Annotated in this window: 1 protein-coding gene; it reads right to left on the bottom strand. The window is 64.9% G+C overall.

Annotation, left to right across the window (positions count from 1 at the left end; translation table 11 throughout):
• Nucleotides 1-1,914, bottom strand: a 1,914-nt coding sequence (locus TRL7639_RS22720; RefSeq protein WP_165759900.1) for a VCBS domain-containing protein, incomplete at its 3' end; no start/stop codon positions are given.
• Nucleotides 1,915-1,973: the final 59 nt, after the last annotated feature.

The raw sequence follows: 1,973 nt of genomic DNA on the forward strand, positions 1-1,973 counted from the left end.
TGTCAGTTTTCCGTCCGCGTAGAGCGGAGCCTTGCCCAGCGTGGCGATCCCCGGCTCATGCTGGTCCGGAGACTTGTCCACACCCGCCGTGTTCTCGGTCACATCGCCGGTATCGACTCCCCCGATCACGGCGGCATCGCCGGTTGCGGCCAGCGTCAAGGCGGCCGTCTGTGCGACTGTCCCGCCATGGCCGTCTGTGACCTGGTAGCTCAGGCTGACCGGCCCGTTGTAGTTCGGGTCCGGTGTGAACGTGAAACCGTGTGCGGCGTCGCCGGATATGCTGCCATGGCTCGCGCTGAGGCCGGTGACCGACAGCGTGTCGCCGGTGTCGATGTCGGTGGCATGTTCCAGGAGCTGCGCCGCGGTGATCTGCACCGGCTTGTCCTCGGTGCCGGCGGGCAGGGTAACCGGGGCGCTGACGGCCGGGCCGTCATTGGTGCCCGTCACGGTGATGACGAGGTGTTCGGTGTCGGTGGCGCCGGCCTTGTCGGTGACGGTGACGGGGATGGTGACCTGTTGCGTCGCGCCCGCGGCGAGGTGCTGGTAGGCCGCATCCGTGGGATCGAAGCTCCAGGAGCCGTCGGTGCCCAGGGTGAAGCCGGGCACGGGGTTGGCCGGGGCAAAGCTGAGCGTATCGCCGGTATCAACATCCGTGGCCGACATCTGGCCCGTCACGGCACTTCCGTCTTCCGTCGCCGAGGCCGTCGCCGCGCTCAGAACAGGCACATCATTGGTTCCATGGATCGTGATCTGGATCTGGTGTGTGGTGCCATCGGCGGAGCGCACCGTAACCGTGTCGACCAGAGTTTGACCGGCACCAAGCGCCTGAACGCGCGGGTCGTCATTATCGCCATCGTAGATCCACCCTCCCTTCGGTCCGATCACCAGAGAGGCATTGCCCCCGAGACTAGTCGGGTAGCTCCCGCGCATGGGGAACATCACGAAGCGGGCCTCCCCCGTGTCCGGGTCGGCGATTGTCAGCTGACCCCGGGTCTGTAACCACTGCATGCCCATAACATTGACATCCTCGGTGACATCGCCGGTATCGACGCCGCCTATTACCGCCGCATCGCCGGTCGCCGCCAGCGTCAGGGAGGCGGTTTGTGCGACGGCACCGCCATGTCCGTCGGTGACGGTATAGTTGAGCGCCACCGGACCGTTGTAGTTGGGGTCCGGTGTGAAGGTGAAACCGTGTGCGGCGTCGCCGCTGATCGTGCCGTGGCTGGCGCTCAGGCCGGTCACCGAGAGCACATCGCCCGTGTCGATATCGGTGGCATGTCCGAGAAGCTGCGCCGCGGTGATCTGCACCGGCTTGTCCTCGGTGCCGGCGGGCAGGGTAACCGGGGCGCTGACGGCCGGGCCGTCATTGGTGCCCGTCACGGTGATGACGAGGTGTTCGGTGTCGGTGGCGCCGGCCTTGTCGGTGACGGTGACGGGGATGGTGACCTGTTGCGTCGCGCCCGCGGCGAGGTGCTGGTAGGCCGCATCCGTGGGATCGAAGCTCCAGGAGCCGTCGGTGCCCAGGGTGAAGCCGGGCACGGGGTTGGCCGGGGCAAAGCTGAGCGTATCGCCGGTATCAACATCCGTGGCCGACATCTGGCCCGTCACGGCACTTCCGTCTTCCGTCGCCGAGGCCGTCGCCGCGCTCAGAACAGGCACATCATTGGTGCCATGGATCGTGATCTGGATCTGATGTGACGTCCCGTCGGCGGAGCTCACCCGATATGTGGCATGGCCTTCTTCACCGGCAGCTAAACGTTGAACAGCAGCATTTGAATTGTCCACCGCATAGTGCCAGTTACCATAGCGGTCCATGTGAAGGCTTCCGCCAAAAGGATCGGATACAGCGTTTTCCCCCCAAACGGAGTAGCGGAAGTGGTTCGATGCGGTGCCGTCAGGATCTGATACGCTCAAGGTTCCACCGACAGAAATCGGATGTGCCGAAGATGGTCCGACATTCTTGTCTTCGGTCA

Source organism: Falsiruegeria litorea R37 (genome assembly GCF_900172225.1).
Lineage (GTDB): Bacteria > Pseudomonadota > Alphaproteobacteria > Rhodobacterales > Rhodobacteraceae > Falsiruegeria > Falsiruegeria litorea.